At 60.7% G+C, this 17,698-nt stretch carries 13 protein-coding genes; 4 read left to right on the top strand and 9 right to left on the bottom strand.

Annotation, left to right across the window (positions count from 1 at the left end):
- The first annotated feature begins 12 nt into the window (after positions 1-12).
- The 3 genes from ACODR9_RS00500 (at position 13) to ACODR9_RS00490 (ending at position 3,214) form a co-directional block, all read left to right on the top strand.
- Positions 13-1,623 carry a peptide chain release factor 3 gene (locus ACODR9_RS00500; protein WP_488807043.1) on the top strand — a complete coding sequence of 537 codons (1,611 nt, stop codon included), beginning with the start codon at positions 13-15 and terminating at the stop codon, positions 1,621-1,623.
- Positions 1,624-1,636: 13 nt separating this feature from the next.
- The gene (locus tag ACODR9_RS00495) at positions 1,637-2,494 is read left to right on the top strand and encodes a mechanosensitive ion channel domain-containing protein (protein ID WP_488807042.1); all 858 of its coding nucleotides are present in this window, start codon (positions 1,637-1,639) and stop codon (positions 2,492-2,494) included.
- A 75-nt stretch (positions 2,495-2,569) separates the two neighbouring features.
- Entirely contained in the window at positions 2,570-3,214 is a 645-nt protein-coding gene (locus tag ACODR9_RS00490) for a TetR/AcrR family transcriptional regulator (RefSeq protein ID WP_488807041.1), read from the top strand.
- 74 nt (positions 3,215-3,288) lie between these two features.
- Here ACODR9_RS00490 and ACODR9_RS00485 read toward each other — a convergent pair whose 3' ends face one another.
- The 8 genes from ACODR9_RS00485 to ACODR9_RS00450 form a co-directional block, all read right to left on the bottom strand.
- Entirely contained in the window at positions 3,289-4,440 is a 1,152-nt protein-coding gene (locus ACODR9_RS00485) for an ABC transporter permease (protein ID WP_488807040.1), read from the bottom strand.
- Positions 4,437-5,591 (bottom strand): ABC transporter permease, encoded by a 1,155-nt coding sequence (locus tag ACODR9_RS00480; protein ID WP_488807039.1) that lies wholly within the window; start codon positions 5,589-5,591, stop codon positions 4,437-4,439. Before ACODR9_RS00480 ends, ACODR9_RS00485 begins: the two co-directional genes overlap by 4 nt.
- Positions 5,588-7,525, bottom strand: coding sequence for an ATP-binding cassette domain-containing protein (locus ACODR9_RS00475; RefSeq protein ID WP_488807038.1), 1,938 nt, complete (start codon positions 7,523-7,525; stop codon positions 5,588-5,590). Before ACODR9_RS00475 ends, ACODR9_RS00480 begins: the two co-directional genes overlap by 4 nt.
- Before the next feature lie 2 nt (positions 7,526-7,527).
- Positions 7,528-8,439: an HlyD family secretion protein gene (locus ACODR9_RS00470; RefSeq protein ID WP_488807037.1), complete on the bottom strand. Its 912-nt coding sequence runs from the start codon at positions 8,437-8,439 to the stop codon at positions 7,528-7,530.
- Position 8,440: 1 nt separating this feature from the next.
- Positions 8,441-9,763 (bottom strand): TolC family protein, encoded by a 1,323-nt coding sequence (locus ACODR9_RS00465; protein WP_488807036.1) that lies wholly within the window; start codon positions 9,761-9,763, stop codon positions 8,441-8,443.
- Positions 9,764-9,926: 163 nt separating this feature from the next.
- Positions 9,927-11,531 (bottom strand): GMC family oxidoreductase, encoded by a 1,605-nt coding sequence (locus tag ACODR9_RS00460; protein WP_488807035.1) that lies wholly within the window; start codon positions 11,529-11,531, stop codon positions 9,927-9,929.
- The gene (locus ACODR9_RS00455; RefSeq protein WP_488807034.1) at positions 11,528-12,052 is read right to left on the bottom strand and encodes a hypothetical protein; all 525 of its coding nucleotides are present in this window, start codon (positions 12,050-12,052) and stop codon (positions 11,528-11,530) included. The genes ACODR9_RS00460 and ACODR9_RS00455 overlap by 4 nt, the downstream gene beginning before the upstream one ends.
- Before the next feature lies 1 nt (position 12,053).
- On the bottom strand, positions 12,054-13,484 hold the full coding sequence (locus tag ACODR9_RS00450) for a coniferyl aldehyde dehydrogenase (protein ID WP_488807033.1): 1,431 nt from the start codon (positions 13,482-13,484) through the stop codon (positions 12,054-12,056).
- Between the two features lie 106 nt (positions 13,485-13,590).
- Here ACODR9_RS00450 and ACODR9_RS00445 point away from each other — a divergent pair, with 106 nt between their 5' ends.
- Entirely contained in the window at positions 13,591-14,796 is a 1,206-nt protein-coding gene (locus ACODR9_RS00445) for a vWA domain-containing protein (protein ID WP_488807032.1), read from the top strand.
- On the opposite strand, the gene ACODR9_RS00440 is transcribed toward ACODR9_RS00445, so the two are convergent.
- Entirely contained in the window at positions 14,793-17,672 is a 2,880-nt protein-coding gene (locus ACODR9_RS00440) for a PAS domain S-box protein (protein WP_488807031.1), read from the bottom strand. The two genes, ACODR9_RS00445 and ACODR9_RS00440, sit on opposite strands and share 4 nt — an antisense overlap.
- Positions 17,673-17,698: the final 26 nt, after the last annotated feature.

The following is a 17,698-nucleotide window of genomic DNA, read 5'->3' as shown; positions in this document are numbered from 1 at the left end:
TGTTCCTACTCCATGTCCGCAGAATTGTCCCGCATTGCCGAGGAAGTGGCGCATCGCCGCACCTTCGCCATCATTTCCCACCCTGACGCCGGTAAAACCACGCTGACAGAAAAACTGTTGCTGTTTTCAGGTGCCATTCAGATGGCCGGTACGGTAAAAGGCAAGAAGGGCGGCAAGTTTGCCACCTCGGACTGGATGGAAATCGAAAAGCAGCGTGGTATTTCGGTGGCATCCTCGGTGATGCAGTTCGACTACCGCGACCATACCGTTAACTTGCTGGACACACCGGGCCACCAGGACTTCTCGGAAGATACCTACCGCGTGCTCACCGCCGTGGACAGCGCGCTGATGGTGATTGACGCCGCCAAGGGCGTGGAAGAGCAAACCATCAAGCTGCTGAATGTCTGCCGTCTGCGCAATACCCCCATCGTCACCTTCATGAACAAGTACGACCGTGAAGTGCGCGATTCGCTGGAATTGCTGGACGAAGTGGAAAACGTGCTGAAGATCCGCTGCGCGCCGATCACCTGGCCTATCGGCATGGGCAAGACCTTCCGTGGCGTGTACAGCCTGCTGAACGACGAAGTGATCCTGTTTGAAGCCGGTAGCGAAAAGCTGATCAGCGATATCGAAGTGATCAAGGGCATCGACAACCCGCGCCTGGACGAGCTGTTTCCGCTGGAAATGGACAATCTGCGCATGGAAATCGAACTGGTCAAAGGCGCTTCCAACGAATGGAATCTGGAAGAATTCCTGGCCGGTGAACTCACCCCGGTATTCTTCGGCTCGGCCATCAACAACTTTGGCGTGCGCGAAATTCTGGATGCGCTGATCAACTGGGCCCCGGCCCCGCAAGACCGTGACGCCACCGTGCGCATGGTCAGCCCCACCGAAGGCAAGTTCTCTGGCTTTGTGTTCAAGATCCAGGCCAATATGGACCCCAAGCACCGCGACCGCATTGCCTTCTTGCGCGTGTGTTCCGGCCAGTTTGAGCGTGGCATGAAGATGAAGCATCTGCGCCTGAACCGTGAAATATCGGCATCCAGCGTGGTGACCTTTATGTCGCACGACCGCGAAATCGTGGAAGAAGCCTTTGCCGGTGACATCATCGGCATTCCCAACCACGGCAATATCCAGATTGGCGACAGTTTTTCCTCGGGCGAAGAGCTGGCCTTTACCGGCATTCCCTTCTTTGCACCAGAGCTGTTCCGTTCGGTACGCATCAAGAACCCGCTGAAACTCAAGCAGCTGCAAAAGGGCCTGCAACAGCTGGGTGAAGAAGGCGCGGTACAAGTGTTCAAGCCACACAGCGGCGGCGACCTGATTCTGGGTGCCGTGGGCGTGCTGCAGTACGAAGTAGTGGCCAGCCGCCTGGCTGCCGAGTACAGCGTGGATGCCGTGTTTGAATCGGCCAGCATCTGGTCGGCGCGCTGGTTTACCTGCGATGACCGCAAAAAGCTGGATGAATTCATCAAGACCTTGCAGATGAATATTGCCACCGATGCGGGCGGCAACCTGGCTTACCTGGCCCCCAACCGCGTCAACCTGCAACTGACGCAGGAACGCTGGCCGGACATCGTGTTCCACGAAACCCGTGAACACGCCGTCAAGCTGAACGACTGAGCCGGATAACGCCATGTCAGACCTGATCCACCTGCTCTACCAGCTGCGCAGCGACTATGCGCACGAAATCGTGCGTTCGCTGGTGCTGGTGGCGGTGCTGGTGCTGATTCGCGTGGTGGTGGGCCGGATACTGGCCAGCAATGTCAGCGTGCCGGTAGAGGTACGCCGCCGCTGGTCGGTTTCCACCCGCAATTTCCTGTTTGTCACCGGTCTGGCCGGCATCGGCATGATCTGGGCCGAAGAACTGCAAACCATTGCCGTCTCCATGCTGGCCTTTGCCGCCGCACTGATTTTGGCCACCAAGGAGCTGATCCTGTGCGTATCGGGTTTTGTGGTGCGCCAGGCATCCAATAGCTACAGCCTGGGCGACCATATCGAAGTGGGCAATATCCGTGGCCGGGTGGTGGATATCGGCCTGCTGTCCACCACGGTGATGGAGATTGGCCCGCAGCACAATGCCCACCAGATGACCGGGCGCGCCCTCACCTTTCCCAACAGCTTGCTGCTGTCCAATGCGGTGATCCGGGAAAACTACATGGGGGACTATGTGATGCACATCATCAACCTCCCCGTGGCCTACGCCATCCCGCCGGCGCGGGCGCAGCGTCTGCTGCTGCAGGCGGCAGAAGAGCATTGCGCCATGCATGTGGAAGCGGCCCGCATTCACATGGTACATATGGCCAAGCACTATCTGGTGGACACACCATCGGTGGAACCACGCATCGGCATGCAGGCGGTGGACGAAAAGCGCTACCAATTGATTCTGCGCATTGCCATCCCGGCCAAGGAGCGGCAGCGCATCGAGCAGGCCATCATCTATCAGTTTCTGGCCACCTGTTATCCGGAGCCGCCAGCAGCAGACCCGGCCTGAGTTGCCCCAAATAATTAGAGCTTCAACTCCAAACAGCGGTTATAATCCGCGCTTGCCCCATTGCTTCGGTGCCTCATGAGCAAACCCCGCATCAAGACCTACGACCGCATCATTCTGGAAAGCCTGAAACTGTTCAACGAACAGGGCGAGCGCAATATCACCACCAACCACATTGCGGCGCATCTGGGCATCAGCCCGGGCAATCTGTACTACCACTTCCGCAACAAGGAAGAAATCGTCTACCAGATCTTCCTGATGTACCGCGATTTCATCAATGAACGTCTGGCGGTACCGGAAGCGCGCGACATGACGGTAGCCGACCTGGTCAACTACCTGGACACCGCCTTTCTGGCGATGTGGCAGTTTCGCTTCATGTTCTACGACCTGCCGGGCATGCTGGCACGCAGCCCGCAACTCCAGTCGGAATACCATCAGTTCGTCAACACCGAACTGAAAGGCATTCTGGGCGAGCACTTTCGCGAATTCATCCGCCTGGGCCTGCTGAAAATGGACGAAGAGGACATCGAGGCCGTCAGCATCAATATCTGGCTGGTGGTGAAGTTCTGGTTTGCCTTCGAGCAGACCTCCCGCCCCAAGTCGCCGATTACCGAGGCCTCCGGCCACCGTGGTGTGCGCCAGGTGATGGCGCTGCTCAAGCCTTATGTGCAGCCGGACTTCATGGCCGCCTTCCAGCAACTGCAGGCCCGCCACGCGGGCTGAATGCCAACGGGGTCAGACACAAGGCCGTTTCCGCATGGAAACGGCCTTGTTGCATCTCGCGCCGCCAGTCAGGCTTAATCAAACTGACGCCGAAACAGCAGCAAACCCGCCCCGAACACCAGCACACCAATGCCGCTCATACCCAGAATAGCTGGCTGCAAATCAGCCAGCCCCTGCCCCTTGAGCAAAATCCCGAAGGCAATATCCAGGTAGTAATGCAGCGGTGAGGCATACATCAGCCCGCGCAGCCACTGCGGCATGGCTTCGGGCGGGGTCCAGGCACCGGACAGAAACAACATCGGTGCCAGAATCAGGATGGACAACATGCCCGCCTGTGCCAGATTGCGCGCAATGGTGGCAGCAAACAGCCCCAATCCTGCCGTGGTGAATACATACAGGCCGGACAGGGCAAAAAACAGCAGCAGGCTGCCCTTTACCGGAATGGCAAATACCGGAATCAACACCAGAAACAGGCTGAGCGCCACGCCGCACAGGATCACCCCGGTCATCGACACCACTTTGGGAAACAGGATGCCAAACGGTGACAAAGGCGACACGATCAGTTGCTCCACCGTACCGCGCTCCTTCTCGCGCACCATGGCGGCAGCCGGCAGCAGCACGGCAAACACGGTGGCGATATTGAGCATTTCCGCTACCCCCATAAACCAGCTGTCTTCCTGATTGGGGTTGTACCAAACGCGAATGTCGTTTTGCACTTGCGGTAAGTCACGGGCCGTATTCGCCCCCATGCCCAGCCGCTGCATGGCCGACTCCAGCCCGTACTGGCTGACAATCTGCTGCGCGTGACTGGTGGCCAGAAAGCCCAGTACCGAGTTGGTGGTATCCACCTGCATGGCGATGCTAGTGGGCTGACCGGTGGCCAGCTGCTTGCCAAATTGCGGCGGCACCGACAACACCAGCATGGCGCGGCCCTGATCCAGCGCCGCCAGCGCGGCGGCATCCTGCCCCACTGCGCCATCCATGCGGAAGTAAGGCGACTGAAAGCGCGATAACAGTTCGCGCGATTGCGGGCTGTGGTCCATGTCCTGCACCAGCGTGGCCGCATGGTTGAGCGACAGCGACACCCCGGAGGCCGCCAGAAAAATATCGGCGCTAAAGGCATACACGATGAAGGCCAGCAATACCCGGTCGCGGCCCAGCTGCTTCAACTCTTTCACCAGCATGACGACAAAGCGCCGCCAGGCCAGTTGCCATTCTGCTTTCATGTGCTTGGCCTCTTGCTGAATAGTCGATAACCAATGGCAAACAGCAGGCAGGCATAAGCAGCCAGAATGGCCAGCGGTTGCCACAGCGACATCAAGCCCACGCCCTTGAGGAAACAGCCCACCACAATGTCGGTGTAATACATGGCGGGCATCAGTTGCGCCACCACGTGCGCCCCGGCCCCCAGCGACACAATGGGGATGATCAGCCCGGAATACAGCACCGCCGGAATCATGGTGACCACCATGGTGACAATCATCGCCGCCACCTGGGTGCGCACCAGCACCGACACCAACAAGCCGATGCCGGTGGTGCACAGCACATACACCAGCGTGGCAGGCAGGAAAAACAGCAGGCTGCCCTTGAACGGCACCTGATACAGCAGCACAGCCAGCAGCCACAGCAACAGGATGTTGACGCTGGAAATGGCCACATACGGCGCCAGCTTACCCACCAGAAACTCGCCACGACTGACATTGGAGGCGTAGATATTGAAGATGGAGCCATTCTCTTTTTCCCGCACCACCCCCAGTGCGGTAAGGAAGGGTGGCGACAGCATCAGGATGACCATGATCAGCTTGGGTGCCAGCGACCAGATACTGGACACGCTCTGGTTGTACAGATAGCGCGATTCCAGCGCGATGGGGGTCAGCTGTGCCAGCGCAGCTTGCTGTGATAATCCTGTCGCATGCGACACCGCCTGCGCCACCGCCGCCAGGCTGAAGGCGGCATTGATGGCGGTGACATAGCCCTTGGTGGTCATGGCGCGGCTGGGAAAGCTGCCGTCCACCAGGGTCTGGATGGCAGCCGGGCGGCCCTGTGCCAGCGTCTTGCCAAACTGCGGCGGAATCACCAGCACCACCCGCACCGCGCCAGAGCCTATCAGTGCACCGGCATCACGCTCATCACCGGCATAACCGCGAAACTGAAAATAGCGCGAGTCGATAAAACGGTAGGCATAGTCACGACTGGCAGCGCTGCGGTCGTGATCCACCACCGCAAACGGGATATTTTCCACATCCAGCGACAGGCCATAGCCGAACAGCAGCATCAACAGCGCTGGCACCACAAAGGCCAGTGAAAAAAATAGCCGGTCGCGCACGATTTCACGCCATTCCTTGCCAGCAATGGCCAACACACGCTGTAGATTCATGGCTTGCTCCCCGCCGCGCTCTTTTGTGCTTCCAGCTGGCTGACGCGCTGCACAAAGACATCCTCCATGGCGATGGGGCGCGCTTGCGGCGGCCGCTGCACACCCAGGCCGCGCAACACCTCCGCCAGTCGTGCAAGGTCTGGAGTCAGCACATGCAAAGCCGTGCCATAGGGCGATACATTGGCAAAGCCAGCCTCGCGTAGCGGCGCTACCAGCGCGGCGGCATTGTCGGCACGCACCTGATACACCTGCCCGGCCTCGGCCAGCACCTGTTGCTTCATCTGCTGCGGCGAGGCATCTGCCACCACCCGGCCCGCAAACATCAGCGCCAGATGGTCGCAATGCTCGGCCTCGCTCATATAGTGCGTGGTGACCAGCATGGCCACGCCATCCTGCCGCGACAGGCGGAACAGAATATCCCAGAAGGCGCGTCGGCCAATGGGATCAACGCCGCTGGTGGGCTCGTCCAGAAACAGCACCCGTGGCTGATGCACCAGCGCGCACCCCAGCGCCAGCCGCTGACGCAAGCCCATGGGCAGGGCGGCAGCCAGATCGTTTTCGTGACCATGCAGGCCGGCCATATCCAGAATCCATTGCAGGCGCACAGCGCGGGCTTTGCGGTCCAGGCCATAAATACCGGCATACAGGCGGATGTTTTCCACCACCGTCAAATCCAGATACAAGGAAAAAGCCTGCGACATATAGCCGATGCGCGACTTGATCAGCGCCCCGGCCTGCTTCATGTCCGCCCCAGCCACCCGGCCACTGCCGCTGGTGGGCGGCAGAATGCCGGTCAGCATCTTGATGGCCGTGGTTTTACCGGCACCATTGGCCCCCAACAGCCCAAAGATTTCACCCTGCCGCACCTGAAAGCTGACATCACCCACTGCGACAAAATCACCAAAGCGCTTGCCCAGCCCGCTGGCCTCTATCGCCAGCTCCTGCCCGGCTGGCGGCACCTGCTGCTGTGCACTCAGGGTTTGTGCGGCCGTGCCGCCACCCTGCTGGCCACCCAGCATGGCGACAAAGACATCTTCCAGCTCCGGCTCCAGCACATCCAGTTGCTGGCACTCCAGCCCATCCAGCAAGGCGGTCACCTGCTGCCGGGCGGCATTTGTGTCCGGTTCTGGTACAAACAGGCGAATATCCGGCCCCATGGCCTCGCACTGCGGCCAGGCGGCAGCCAGCCGCTGCATGGCGGTTAGCTGCGGCGCCACCCGGCATTGCACGATACTGCCCGGTGCTTGCTGCAGGATTTCCGCTGGCGTTCCCTCGGCCAGCTTGCGGCCCTGATGCAGCAGGCTCATGCGGTTGAAGCGGCTGGCCTCATCCATATAGGCGGTGGACACCAGCGCGGTCAGCCCCTGCCCGGCAATCAGTTCGGCCAGAATGGCCCAGAAGTCGCGGCGCGATACCGGATCCACCCCGGTGGTGGGTTCGTCCAGAATGATCAGCTGTGGCGCGTGAATCAGCGTACACACCAGGCCCAGCTTCTGTTTCATGCCGCCGGACAGTTGTTTCATCGGGCGCTGGCGAAACGCCGCCAGCCGGGTGATGGCCAGCAGTTGTTCCTTGCGCGCTGCGGCCACATCACGCGGCACCAGTCGCAGCCGGGCGAAGAAATCGACATTTTCCTCGATGGACAGATCGCCATACAGATTCTGCCCCAGGCCCTGCGGCATCAGGCCGATACGGTCCTTGATGGCTTCGGCACTGCGTTCGCTGTCCAGCAACTGGCCAAATACTTCCAGCGCGCCCTGCTCGTAGGACAACACCCCGGCCACCGCCTTCATCAGGCTGGATTTGCCAGCGCCATCCGGGCCGATCAGCCCGTACAGCTCGCCACGGCGCACCACCATGTCGAGGGTATCCACGGCAACATGGCCGGCATAGCGTTTGCCAAAACCGCTAGCCTTGATGAGGATGTCGTCCATGGCTACCAGCGCGGAGCCTGCCAGGCTACACCTGGCTTCCAGCGGATGACGGCATCGGCTGGCAAGCCGGGAGTGAGGCGCAAATCAGGGTTGCTGCTGAGTGTCAGCTTGACGGCATAGACCAGTTTTACCCGCTCGTCCGGGGTTTGCACTTCCTTGGGCGTAAATTCGGCGCGGGCGGCGATATGGCTGACCGTGGCGGCAAACGGATGCTGCGGGAAGGCATCGGTGCTGATTTGCGCCGGCAGGCCAAGGCGGATCTTGCCGATCTGGTTTTCGGGGACATACACCTTGAGATAGAGGTGGTTCAGATCAATGATTTCAACCACCGCACCGCCAGCGGCCAGCATTTCACCCGGTTCGCGCAGGCGATTGCTGACCATGCCGCCAGAAGGCGCTTTCAGTTGCAACTCCTGCAATACGGCACTGGCTTCGGCCACTGCAGCTTCGGCCTGATGGATTTGCTCTGCCGCCTGCAGGTTCTGGCTGCGGGCGCTCACTGCGGCCAATTGCATCTGCTCGGCATGCATGCGGTCTACCGAGCCGCGCGCCAGCAAATCGGCAAAGCGGGCTGCGTCCTTATCGGCCTGGTGCGCGGCGGCGGTAGCGCGCTGCTGCTGTGCCTGTGCCGCCGCCAATGCCGCACGGGCGGCGCGCAAACGGGCGCTGGCTTCATCCGAAGCCAGTGTGGCCAGCAACTGGCCACTGCTGACCATATCGCCCTCATGCACTTTTACCGTGTCCAGCCGCCCCGGGTACTTGGCCGCCACCAGCACGCTGTCACCTTCCAGCCGGCCATTGGCCTGAATCAACCCGTCCGGCAGGCCGCGATCCCGCGACTGCCAGATGCCATAGCCCAGTGCGGCACCCAATGCCAGCACCACGCCCACAATCAGTAGTTTGCCTTGTTTCATGTTACAGCTCACCGATGGCCCGCTGCAGACCGACCACCGCCAGCGCATGGTCGTAACGGGCATTAAAAAGATTACGCTGACCATCGGCGCGGCGTGCCTCTGCTGCCAGCACCTCGGTCTGATTGGCCAGGCCATTGCGATAGCGGTCGCGCTGAATGGCCAGGAATTCGTCAGCCGACAGCAAGGCCGCCTGTGCCACCTTGATGCGCTCAGCCGCCTCGATCTGCTGGCTGCTGGCACGCTCCACCTCCAGGGCAATCAGCGATTGCACCTCGCGCAGCTGGTCTTCAACCGCCATGGCCTGCTCGCTGGCGCTACCGGCACGGGCGCGAATCAGGCCGCTGTCGAATACCGTCCAACTAACCCCCAAGCCCACCGAGCCCACTCCCTTGTTCACCAGATAGGGATTGTTCAGATAGCTATAGCCGGCATACACTCCGACCTGGGGCTGGCTTTCTGCCCGCAGGCTACGCGCACTGGCCTGCAAGGATGCAGACCACTCGGCCAGACCGGCCAGCTCAGGTCGCTTCTGCAAGGCGCGGTTCTGCAGCTCGCTCAGGCTGCGCTTGTCTCCGGGCAGGCTGAGTTCATCCGGCTGGGCTGGCTGCCTGAAGTCACGCCCAAGCAGGCGGTTATAGGCGGATTGGCTGAGGCTTTCGGCCTGCCGGGCCGAAATTTGCTTTTGCTGCGCATCGGCAACCGCCAGTTCTGCCCCCAACACATCGCCACGCGCCACCACCCCCTTGCGGAAGAAATTGTTCACATCGCGCTGGTAGGACTGCAGGCTTTGCAGATACTGACCGGCCACACTGGCGGCATGGCGCGCGCGCAGCACATTGAAATAGGCTTCGGCCACTTGCAGGCGCAGCGTTTGCCTGGCCTGCTCCTCGGCATACTGGCTGGCGCTGGTGGCGGCGGCGGCGGCCTGCTGCATGGCGGCAAGCCGGCCTCCGGTATACAGCGGCAGGCTGAGACGGGCATTGGCGTAGCGCACATCCCGATTGCTCAGCGGCGCATCCACGGTAGCAGGCAGATGTGCGCCCAGCGCACCCAGCCCCTGGCTGAGCGGGCTGATATCCAGCCGCGCTGTCGGGGTGCTGTCCAGCTGGCTGACGCCGGCATCAACCGTAAGCGCCGGGCCGGCGGCGGCATGGCTGGCGGCCTCCTGCTGCCGCGCCCCTGCTACTTTGCGGGCTTCAGCGCGCAGGCTGTTGCTGGCCTGCTCCGCCTGCTGCCAGGCCTGCTGCAGTGATTCAGCCAATACCGGGTTGCCCAGGACGACAAGACCCAGCCACAAGGGGAAAAACTTGCCTGAAAATGCCATTGAAGTAATGAACACTCATTCATCAATAATGACTTCAGTATATTGCAACTGTACTGACTGTTGTTGCGCTTGGTCAGTCAAACCGCAGCAAAGTGGGATTTACAACAAGACAAAGCCCAAAAATGCCGGATATTCAGCATTTTCGGGCTTTTGCTCTAGCTTTTCATGTCTTCAATGCCTCGCGCAACTGGTGTGCCGCACGCAGGGCAAATGCATAGATGGATAGCTGCGGGTTGGCACCCACGCTGGTGGGAAACACCGAACCATCAATCACGCTAAGGTTGCGCAGCGTCCAGTGGCGGCCATACTCATCCACCACACCGTCTTCGGGACGGCTGCTCATGGCAGCACCGCCCATTACATGCGCGCTGACCAGCCGGGCCAGCAAGGGCTTGAGTGCCAGCTGGCCTATCAGCTCGCGGGCGGCCTTCCAGCTGGACTGCAATGGTGCCTGCTCATGAATTACCTGCACCTGACGCGCACCGGCGGCAAACTGCAGTTCGGCCATGGTCAGCCAGCTGCGCCGCACGCCATCCCACAGCACGTCATTCAGGGGGTAATCCAGCTCCGGCGAGCCATCGCTGCGCAAGCGCACCTGCCCGCCCTGGCTATCAGGATGAAAACCATCCCGCAGCAAGGCCAGTGTTACGTGCAGATTGGGCAGCTGCTGCATCAGCATAGCCATGTGCGGACCAAAACCAGGCAGTGTCACCCCCATCAGCAAAGGATGGACCGGCGGTACTTCCAGCTTGTAACCCAGCGGGCCATCCAGTGGCTGGGTATGCATGAAGTGGTCGGAATACACCGTCTGCGGCGCACCATTGTACGGCTCGATGCGCTGCGGCATGATGGCCCCACAAAGGCTGACCGGATGCAGAAAAGTACGCTTGCCCACATGCGCATCCCCCAGGCCGCTGCGCAGCAGGATGGCTGGCGTGCCTATTGCCCCGGCAGCCAGCACCACATGCCGGGCCTTGATCGTGAACTGGCGCGTGCTGGGGCTGTGATCATCCGCCTTCAGCAAGCTGCCAGCAGCCCCCTGCACCGACTTGCCATCCGCCGCCAGCAGCAAGCGCTCCACCCGCGCACGGGTCAACAAGCCAGCCTTATGTGCCAGCGCACCCGGAATGGTCGTGACCAACATGGACTGCTTGGCATTGGTGGCACACCCCATGCCGCAATACCCCAGATTCCAGCAGCCACGCACATTGCGCCGGATACGGCCATGCCTGAGCCCCAGCGCCTGGCAGCCTTGCTCCAACACGGTATTGTTGGGATTGGGATCTGTCAGCCAGTCGCTAATACCCAGCCGCTGTTCAGCCATGTCAAACCATGGTGCCATGCTCTGCTGGTCAAGGCCGTGCAGGCCATAACGCTCGCCCCACCAGGCCAGGGTATCTGGCGGGGTGCGAAAGGCGCTGGTCCAGTTGACGGTGGTGCTGCCGCCCACCGTGCGCCCCTGCAAAATCGTGATGGCCTTGTCTGCCGTCTTGCGACTGGCCGCTTCCTGGTACAGCTCCGGATAAGCCTTGGCTTCCAGCAGGCGGAAGTCTCGCGATGTGCGCAAAGCGCCTTCCTCCACCATCAGCACATCCAGCCCGGCGCTGGCCAGTACCTCCGCCGTCATGCCACCCCCGGCTCCGGTGCCAATGATGAGCACATCGCAGTGCATGTGCAGGTCTTGCTCCTGGGCGGCACCATCCCGCACGCGCCAGCCAGCAGCCACGCCCTGGGCAATCGGGTCTGGCAAGGTCATGTTCTGGCTCATGGCAGCAAGCTCATGATGTGTGGCGGTTGTTGATAGCCCAGCGCCCCCCAGCTGGCCGGGTTGCCAAACCAGGCTGCATTGATGAGCGCATGCAAGGCCTGATACGCCGAGCGCAGCAACAGCAAGGAACTGTTTTGCCAACGCTGCAGAAATCGGCTGAGTTCCCCCGCCTGCGCCATGGCCCATGGGCTGCGTACGCCAGCCAGCCACCAGCGTGCCCAGCGGTTGGCCAGCAAATCAAACAGCTGGCGCAACTCCTGCTGCACGGCTGGCATCAGCGCACCGATAGCGCGGTCCACCCCTTGCACCACTTCATCCAGTGGCAAGCCAGCAATACCCAGCATCACCGGCGCAATGCTGCGAATGATCTGCCCATCAGCCGCTTGCAGGAAACCCAGCCGCATGCCGGCTTCCGGCACGGGATAGTCATCCATAGGCGCTGCCAGCCAGGCTGCGGCCAGCAAGACCACACTGCCGGCCATGCCGGTCTTGATCAGTTGTCGTCGATTGATATTGATCATTTCACCCCCTCAGCATCAGTCGCAGCAGCCATTGCACTGCACGCCCATAAGGGGGGCGGGTCAGCCAGGTGCCAGCCCAGCGGCTTTGTGCAAATACCGGCTTGAGCTTGGAAAAAGTGAGAAAGCCTTCGTAGCCATGGTAATGGCCCATGCCCGAAGCCCCGACGCCGCCAAAGGGCATGGCATCCTGCACCACGTGCAATACGGTTTCGTTGATGCACACCCCGCCGGAGATGGTCTGCTGCAGTACCTTGTCGATGCGCACCGGGTCGCGGTCAAACAAATACAGCGCCAGTGGCCGTGGTCTGGCATTGATATGGGCAATAGCATCGTCGAAACGGTCGTAGTTGATTACCGGCAGGATGGGACCGAATATTTCCTCCTGCATCAGCGCGCAGTGCGGCGGGCAATCCAGTACCAGGGTCAGCGGGATCTTGCGCACGGCCTGCAAGTCCTCCCCAGCCGGATTAATCTGGCAGATTCTGGCACCGGCGGCAGCGGCCTCAGCCAGCCATTGCCGCAGACGTTGGTAATGGCGCGGGTGAATGATGCTGCTGTAGTCAGGGTTATGCGCCAGCGTGGGGTAGGCCCGGGTGGCGGCGGCGTCCAGCATGGCCAGCAGACGATCGCGATCCTTGGCATTGACCAGCACATAGTCCGGCGCCACGCAGGTCTGGCCTGCATTAAACATCTTGCCGGCCACAATGGATTCTGCGGCATAGGCAAAGTCCGCATCGCGCGCCACAATGGCCGGCGACTTGCCACCCAGCTCCAGCGTCACCGGCGTCAGATTGTCCGCAGCGGCGCGCATTACATGCCGCCCCACGGCGGTGGAGCCGGTAAACAGCAGGTGGTCGAATGGCAGACGGGTAAAGGCCTGCGACAGCTCAGGGCCGCCATTGAGCACACAAACCAAACCAGGCTCGAAATAGCGTGCCACCAGCTCGGCCAGCAGCTGGCCGGTAGCCGGGCTCAGTTCAGACATCTTGATCATCACCCGGTTGCCAGCTGCCAACGCACCAACCAGCGGCCCCAGCGCCAGAAACAGCGGGTAGTTCCACGGTACGACAATGCCCACCACGCCTAATGGTTGCGGCAACAGCCGATTGCGCGCGGGACGGAACCAAATGGAAACCGGCCGCCGCTGCGGCTGCATCCAGCCAGCCAGCTTGCGCCGCGCACGGCGTAGCTCCTCCAGGCTGGGAAACAACTCCCCCAACTGGGTTTCCACACTGCTGCGCTGGCCGAAATCGGCATTGACGGCGGCAATCAGCGCCGGACGATTTTGCTGGATCAGCTGTTCCAGTGCATCCAGCCAGCCCTGACGACGGGCCAGACCAGGAAAGCGCTCGCGCTCGGCAGCAGTACGCAGTGCTGCATAGCCCTGCTGTAAGTTTGCTTCGGTGTCAGGCATCATCGGCATGACATTCATTGTGCTATCCTCGTGTTGTTCCATCCGGCAAACGGTCGTTTAGAGCCACGACTCTAAAGCCAGAATAGCATCTGGATTTTTCCCTGTCACGCTGCACGAAGCCACCATGCTGATCGATTTCTTTTATACATTGCGCAACGCCGGCCTGCCGGTATCGCTCAAGGAATTTCTCACCCTGCTTGAAGCGCTGAAACAGCATGTCGCTTTTGGCAGCCTGGACGCCTTTTATTTCCTGGCACGCACCACGCTGATCAAGGACGAAAAGCACTACGACCGCTTTGATCAGGCATTCAGCCACTACTTCCGTGGCACCAGCTTGCAGCTGGACGATCTGCAAACTGCCATTCCGGAAGACTGGCTGCGCAAGCAAGTGGAAAAATTTCTCAGCCCAGAAGAACAGCAGCAACTGCAGGCCATGGGCTGGGACACGCTGATGGACACCCTGCGTCAGCGACTGGAGGAACAAAAAGAGCGGCATCAAGGCGGTAACAAGTGGATAGGCACCGGTGGCACCAGCCCGTTTGGTGCCTATGGCTACAACCCGGCGGGCATCCGCATCGGCCAGAATGAATCGCGCCATCGCCGTGCGGTAAAGGTGTGGGACAAACGGGAATTCCGCAATTTCGACAACGCGGCGGAACTGGGCAGCCGCAATATCAAGCTGGCCTTGCGCCGGCTGCGTGAATTCGCCCGCGAAGGGGCCGAGGAAGTACTGGACCTGGATGCCACCATTGCCGCCACCGCCCGCAATGCAGGTTTGCTGAAGCTGCAAATGGTGCGCGCGCTGCGCAATACGGTGAAGGTATTGGTGTTGTTTGACGTGGGCGGCTCAATGGACGACCACATCAAGGCCGTGGAAGAGCTGTTCTCTGCCGTGAAGAGCGAGTTCAAACACCTGGAATATTACTACTTCCACAACTGCGTCTACGAAACGGTCTGGAAGGATAACCGGCGTCGCCAGAGCAGCAGTCTGTCTACCTGGGACCTGATCCACACCTTTGGCAAAGACTACAAGCTGATTCTGGTTGGTGACGCCACCATGAGCCCATATGAAATCAGCTATCCGGGCGGCAGCGTGGAACACATGAATCCAGAGTCCGGCGAAGCATGGATGCAGCGCCTGCTGGCGCAGTTTCGCCATGCGGCATGGCTCAACCCGGTGGCGGAACAATACTGGGACTACACCCCATCCCTGCAGATGATGCGCACCCTGCTGCAGCAACGCATGTTTCCGTTGACGCTGGAGGGCGTAGACCGCGCCATGCGCAGCCTGAAACAGACTGCACCGGCAGTCAGCCAGCCCGCCGCCTAACCCCCTGGCGGCGCAATGGGCGGAAAATGCTGACCATTGCCATCAAAAGCCTTCACCTGATCGCGTCCGGCCAGCTTAGCCTCATACAAGGCCTGGTCGGCCAGCGCCAGCGCCACGGCGGCATCCTGCTGCTGGCGTGAAAAGCAACTCACACCAATGCTGGTGCGGATTTGCAGCGCCGCCTCGCCCACCTTGATTTCATGGCCGCGCACCGCCTCGCGCAGGCGTTCTGCCAGCGCCAGCGCCCCCGCCATGCCACTACCCGGCAGAATGACGGCAAATTCTTCTCCACCCAACCGGCCCAGCACATCCACCTTGCGCACTTCCTGCTGGCAGATGGCAGCAAATTCGTGCAGCACCTTGTCACCTACCGCATGCCCCCAGGTATCGTTGACCTGCTTGAAGTGATCGATATCCAGCATCAGCACCGCCACCGGATTGCTAAAGCGCATGAAGCGGGCAAATTCTTCACCCAGTTTTTCCATGAAGCTGCGCCGGTTGGCAATGCCGGTAAGCGCGTCGGTGGTGGCCAGCATGCGCAGGGCCTCTTCCTGCTTCTTGCGGTTGCTGATGTCACGGTATACCCACAACACACTGCGCAAGCGCCCCTCGATGAAAATGGGCACATGATCGCGCTCCAGGATCCGGCCATCAACCAGCTCCCATTCCTCTCCCAGCACCAGCTGGCGCGAGTGCTGCAACTCTTCCAGCCGCTGCATCAGCCGTTCCGGTTCGGTAAAGCAACTAGCCGCTGCGGCAGCCACATGCAAGCGACTGTCATTCTTGATCTGCTCCGGGCTGCGCTCAGGCATAAACATTTCGCAATACTGATGGTTAACCAGCACCACGGCACCATGCTGGTCCTCCAGCAGCATGGCACCATGGAAGTTCTCGATAATGGCCAGCAATTGGCGCTGCAAGGTGGAGAGCGCATCCTCGGCCTGTCGGCGCGCGGTAATGTCATGAATGATGGAAAACAGCAAGGTGCGGCCACCGGAATCCACCGGTGAGGAATGCACATCCACCGTGCGCAACTCGCCGCTGGCCAGCCGGTGGGTAAAGGTGAAATGGTTATGCGCCTGCAACAAGGCCACCCCCATGGTGCCGCGTATCCGCTCATCTTCCATCTGATTGATCAGGCTCAATGGCATGCCCACCAGCTCGGCACGGCGATAGCCATAAAAGCGCTCGGCAGACGAATTGGCATCCACAATCTGGCCACTGGCAGGGTCAATCAGAATCATCACTGCGCCATGGTTCTGGAACAGCATGCGAAAGTGGGCCTCGCTGTTTTCCAGCAGTTTCTGGGCCTGTTTATGGGTGGTGATGTCCTGCACGGTGCCGACAATACGGCAGACATTGCCGTTGCTATCCAGCTCGGTCGCGTGGCCCTTGTCCAGGATCCACATGATTTCGCCATTGCGCTTGAGCAGCCGGTATTCGATCCGGTACTGCTGCGCCTCGCGCTTGAGCAGCACACGGATATTGTGCCGCACGGTGGACCGATCATCCGGATGCACCAATGTCTGCCACTGCGCCGGATTATTGTGCAGGGTGTGATAGTCGTAACCCAGCATATTCACCAGCTGCTGGTTGAAATCCAGACGCCCCAGCGCCACGTGCCAGTCCCACAGGCCGATATTGGCACCGCGCATGGCCATGTCCAGCCGCTCCTGGCTTTCGCGCAGTGCCTCTTCGGTACGCTTACGCTGGGTGATTTCCGAGATCAGGCCATGCCAGCCCACTGACTGGTCGTCCTGCAACTCCGGCGTGGCCCGCCCCTCCACCCAGATCAGCCGTCCATCCGGCAGACAGATGCGAAACTCGCATATCCATGGCAAGTGATAGCGCAGCGCAGATTCGCCCTCTTCGCACACCCGCTGCAGATCATCCGGAAAAACCCGCTGTGCCACCAGTTCTGCGTTTTCCCGCGCCTGCTGGGGCGAGATGCCAAAAATATTGCGCACCCCTTCACTCACATAGACAAAGTGGCCTTTGCCGCGCGCATCGATGGTGTACTTGAACAGCATGCCGGGAATGTTGCTGGCAATCTTGGCCAGCCGGTCCTCACCCTCCACCTGCTTGCTGACATCAATCCAGTAGCCCTGCACCACGTCGCCGGGCAGCAGCTGCACATGCTCCTCCAGCCAGCACCAGCGCCCGCTACCATGCAAAAAACGATAACGCCGGGTAACAAAGCCCTCCCCCTGCAGCAGACGCCAACGGCCATCAACCAGGGCTGGCCTGTCGTCCGGATGCAGCCGCTGCTTCCACCACGCAGGATCCAGCAGGATATCCTCAGGAAAACAACCCAGGATGTCCGCCACGTTGGGGCTGACTTCAGCCACCACATCCGGGCGCTCCGGGTGGCAGGAAAAAGCCACCATCGGCCCGGAGGCAAACAATGCATGCTGGCGACTCATCAACTGCTGCATGCGTTTGAGTTCGGTAATGTCCTGCAAAACCAGCATGAAGCCGCCATCCACATCCGGGGTGGCAATGGTGGTTACCGACAGACGTACCGTATGCTCCCGTCCCTGCTTATCCAGCAATGGCCATTCGCGCTGCAGGCTGCGCCCAGCTTGGGCCTCTGCCGTAAATACCTCTGCGCTTGCAACACTACGCCCCAGCCGTAACGCCAGTTGGCGGCATTCCTGATCCAGCCGATCCGGAGCCAGCAGACAGCTTGGGCTTTGGCCACGCAACGCATCTGCCGGGTAGCCCAGCAGCTTTTCTGCCGCCGGATTGCACAAGGTGATGATGCCTGCGGCATCCAGCACCAGCAAAGCCGCATCTGCCGCGTTGAACATGGCTTGCAACACTATTGCCGACGATTGTGCTGCTGAGGTGGAATCAGCATGGAATGGCGCGGTCAAAACCTTCTCCAGCGCAATGCGTATTG

The organism is Aquitalea sp. FG25 (assembly GCF_057809375.1).
Note: the sequence above shows the minus strand (reverse complement) of the source record. Positions and strands in the feature narration are given on the sequence as shown.

Excerpts from the sequence above, each read along its gene's own strand:
- ACODR9_RS00500 (WP_488807043.1), top strand. The coding sequence starts at position 13 with ATGTCCGCAGAATTGTCCCGCATTGCCGAGGAAGTGGCGCATCGCCGC.
- ACODR9_RS00495 (WP_488807042.1), top strand. The coding sequence starts at position 1,637 with ATGTCAGACCTGATCCACCTGCTCTACCAGCTGCGCAGCGACTATGCG.
- ACODR9_RS00490 (WP_488807041.1), top strand. The coding sequence starts at position 2,570 with ATGAGCAAACCCCGCATCAAGACCTACGACCGCATCATTCTGGAAAGC.
- ACODR9_RS00485 (WP_488807040.1), bottom strand. The coding sequence starts at position 4,440 with ATGAAAGCAGAATGGCAACTGGCCTGGCGGCGCTTTGTCGTCATGCTG.
- ACODR9_RS00480 (WP_488807039.1), bottom strand. The coding sequence starts at position 5,591 with ATGAATCTACAGCGTGTGTTGGCCATTGCTGGCAAGGAATGGCGTGAA.
- ACODR9_RS00475 (WP_488807038.1), bottom strand. The coding sequence starts at position 7,525 with ATGGACGACATCCTCATCAAGGCTAGCGGTTTTGGCAAACGCTATGCC.
- ACODR9_RS00470 (WP_488807037.1), bottom strand. The coding sequence starts at position 8,439 with ATGAAACAAGGCAAACTACTGATTGTGGGCGTGGTGCTGGCATTGGGT.
- ACODR9_RS00465 (WP_488807036.1), bottom strand. The coding sequence starts at position 9,763 with ATGGCATTTTCAGGCAAGTTTTTCCCCTTGTGGCTGGGTCTTGTCGTC.
- ACODR9_RS00460 (WP_488807035.1), bottom strand. The coding sequence starts at position 11,531 with ATGAGCCAGAACATGACCTTGCCAGACCCGATTGCCCAGGGCGTGGCT.
- ACODR9_RS00455 (WP_488807034.1), bottom strand. The coding sequence starts at position 12,052 with ATGATCAATATCAATCGACGACAACTGATCAAGACCGGCATGGCCGGC.
- ACODR9_RS00450 (WP_488807033.1), bottom strand. The coding sequence starts at position 13,484 with ATGAATGTCATGCCGATGATGCCTGACACCGAAGCAAACTTACAGCAG.
- ACODR9_RS00445 (WP_488807032.1), top strand. The coding sequence starts at position 13,591 with ATGCTGATCGATTTCTTTTATACATTGCGCAACGCCGGCCTGCCGGTA.